The 3,316-nt window shown below is 57.0% G+C and carries 3 protein-coding genes; all 3 read right to left on the bottom strand.

Annotated features, from left to right (window positions below):
• On the bottom strand, positions 1-483 hold a 483-nt coding region (locus ACYPYQ_RS13490; protein ID WP_459724433.1), incomplete at its 3' end, for a TolC family protein.
• A gap of 16 nt (positions 484-499) precedes the next feature.
• Positions 500-2,707: a peptidase domain-containing ABC transporter gene (locus tag ACYPYQ_RS13485; protein WP_459724431.1), complete on the bottom strand. Its 2,208-nt coding sequence runs from the start codon at positions 2,705-2,707 to the stop codon at positions 500-502.
• A gap of 199 nt (positions 2,708-2,906) precedes the next feature.
• Positions 2,907-3,316 (bottom strand): acyl-homoserine-lactone synthase (locus tag ACYPYQ_RS13480; RefSeq protein ID WP_459724430.1); only part of this gene is annotated, 410 nt, incomplete at its 5' end.

The raw sequence follows: 3,316 nt of genomic DNA, 5'->3' as shown, positions 1-3,316 counted from the left end.
TTCGGCGACGATCCGGTTGTCGCGCGCCTGCATGACGTCAAACCAGGTTTGCGTCAGCCGGATCAGCATGTCCTGCCCGGCAGCCTGCAACTGATAGTCCGCCTGCTCCAGGCCGATCTTGCTCTGCATGAACGCTATCCAGTTGCCATGCCGCCACAACGGCTGGGTAAAACTAAGCTGCGCCGAACTCATGTTGTAGGCTTCGAGCGGATACTGGGTGGGGGGTGCTGTGCGCGTTTGGTATTCGCGCCGATTATTACTGGCGCTGACGGAGATGCTGCCCTGGAAGAAATTCTCGGCAGCCGCCTGCGTGACGCGCGCTTGCGAGGCCTGACGGTTGGCTTGTGCGGCAATGAATTGTGGATCGTTGGCTACAGCACGCTCCATCGCTTCCTTGAAGGTGAGTGCATAAGCATCCGTTGCCGTCAGACAAGCCCATACAATAAGCAAACCGCCAAACGATGTACTTTGAATCGGTCCCATGCCCCGCATGCTGTCCTTATCGCACCGGGGATGCATGAGCAACGGTAGTAGCGGAGTTGTGGCCCGCCCCCGCTTCCGGCATGCCGAACTTGAGCACTTCATCCACCTGTAATGCCTTGGGCAACTGGTGAGTAATGAAAAGCATGGTGACCTGGCCCTTGAGCTTGTTGATGGTGGCGGCGAAGTGTTCGGCGGTCTGCGTGTCGAGGTTGCTTACCGCTTCGTCGAAGATGAGCACACGCGGATGCTTGAGCAGGGCACGGGCGATGGCGATGCGCTGGCGCTGTCCGCCGGAAAGGCCGACGCCGTTCTCGCCGACTGGCGTCTGGTAGCCCTGCGGCAGTTGTTCGATAACTTGATGGATCTCGGCCATCTTGCACACGTGCACGATCTCTTCGAAACCGGCGTGCGGGTTGGCAAGTTGCAGGTTGTCGTAGATGGTGCCGGAGAACAGGCGTGTCTCTTGCGGTACGACGCCGAAGTTGGCACGCAGCTCATTGGCAGCGAGATGGCGCAGGTCGTAGCCATCAAGCAGGATGCTACCGTCGCTCGGCCAGTAGAAACCTTGCAGCATCTTGGCCAGCGTACTCTTGCCGCACCCTGAGGGGCCCATCAGCACGGTGAGCTTGCCTGCTTGCAGGGTGAGTGTGAGATTGCGGTACAGGTAAGGATGCTTGTCGCTGTAGCGGAAGCTGACATCCTTGAGTTCAACACAGCCCCCTGCTCCACCTTGCGCGCGCGCCGGCGTCAGGGAATAGGGTTCGTTCGGCACATCCATCAAGTCCCCGAGACGCTTCACCGCAATATCTGCTTGCTGGAATTCCTGCCAAAGACTGGCCAGGCGCAACATGGGCTGCGTCATGCGCGAAGCGAACATCTGGAATGCAACCAGCATACCGATGGTGAAGCCGTCGTTCTGCATCACCAGCAATGCGCCGACCACCAGAATGGACAGCGTCATGACCTGCTCCAAGGCATTGACCACGACGTTGAACGAGTTCGAGAGTTGCTTGGTGGCAAAGCCTGCGGCGAGATACTGCGCCAGATAGTCGCCGTATTTTTGCACCAGCACGGGCTCCATCTGCAAGGATTTAACGGTTTCCATACCGGCGATGTACTCGGTAACGAAGGCCTGGTTCTTGGCCCCCAGCATGAACTGTTCGTTGAGCCGATCACGTAGCGCTGGCGTAACCAGCAAGCTGGCCAGAGTGATCAACGACATCAGCAGCAAGGCGATGAGGCTCAGCTGCCAGCTGTACCAGAACATCACCGCGAGGAAGATGAGCAGGAAGGGGAAATCCAGCAAAAGCGATACCGCCGCACCAGTGATGAATTCGCGCACGGTCTCAACACCATGCAGGCGGGCCACCAGCGTACCCGTAGGTCTTTGCTCGAAATACGGTATCGGCAAGTGCAGCATGTGGCGGAAGACATGACTGCCCAGCACGGCATCGATGCGGTTGCCGGTATGCAGCACAAAATATTGCCGTAGCCAGGTCATAGCGCTGGAAAACAGCATGAACATGACCAGCCCTACCGCGATGGCGATGAGTGTGCTCTGCGTCTGGTGTACCACGACCTTGTCGATGATGACCTGGGTGAACAACGGCGTGACGAGCCCGACTAGCTGAATCGCAAGCGAGGCGATCAACACATCGCGCCAGATGCGCTTGTGTTTCATCAGCTCGGGGATGAACCAGCGGAAGCCGAACGGTTCAGGCTCCTTGGGCGAACTGGCAGCTTCCTCCCCTTCGCTTGCGTTCTGTTCCTTGCGCGCGATCAGCAGGATGTCGGTGCGGAATAGTTTGAAGAATTCTGCTATCGCGATCGTTTCGGGCGACTCCGATCCGGCTCGGAAAAACATCAGCTGTCCGCCGCTGGCCTTGATGAGCAACACGGGAACAGTGAGGACGGGCGCTTCTTTTGCTTCTTCCTGTTCAGCATCATCAGGTTTGGCAGAAGGCTTGTCCTGCTCGGCATCTGGCTTGTCAGCCGTCTGCTCTGCAGGCTGGGGGCGCAGAAAAGCGACTGCCGGGAACGGAAGCTGTTCAAGCGTTGCGAGTGTCTTGTTATCCAGATTTCGCTCACCGACTTTGAAGTCCAACGCCTGCAATGCATTGAGCACTGCCACGCGCGAGTAAGGCGGTGGGAACTGTTGACGAATGAGTTGCGAATCGAAAGGTAAACGGAAGATGCGCGACAAACTGCCGATCAGCCAAATCATGTCTTGACCTGTGTGGTGCATTGATCCTTCTGGCCTTGTATCTATATTCAATTTTGGCATTGCATACCGCATGCCTGAGCGGTATGGTCAAAATACTGATCAGCAGGACCTTTAGGTAGATTTACTCGGCTGCTTGCCTTTACTCCGCCCAACTCCAGTCACCAGCATCGCGAAGTTTTTCACTTTGCTACCATGCCCCCTAGCCTTCAATATTCGCCAATACATCGATCCAGCATGCAACGATTGGATGCCCATCGATGATCATCGGCGGCCCTGCGCGATGCGAGCGGAAACCGGCGCGCCTCAGTAAGCGCTCTACACCAAGCGGCGATACAGTAATCAGGCCTTTAGCACCATGTTCTGCAGCACAAGCAATCGAACGGCGAAGAAGCTCCACCGCGATCTCGGATGAGAACTGCCCCATGGCGGAAGACATTTGATTGGAAAAATCAACAGCCGCAAAGCGGGACAGCTCCCATATGTCTGGGCTGGATGGTGGGGTCTGCCCATTGAGCAACTGCGGAAACACCTCACCGAGCAGATATGGGCGATCCGTCGGCAACAATCTCGCGCAACCATTAACGGTTCCGTCATCATCCTGTGAAACGA

The sequence above is a fragment of the Sideroxyarcus sp. TK5 genome, assembly GCF_054601595.1.
The sequence above is the reverse complement of the archived record's forward strand: the minus strand, read 5'-3'. Positions and strand labels throughout refer to the sequence as shown.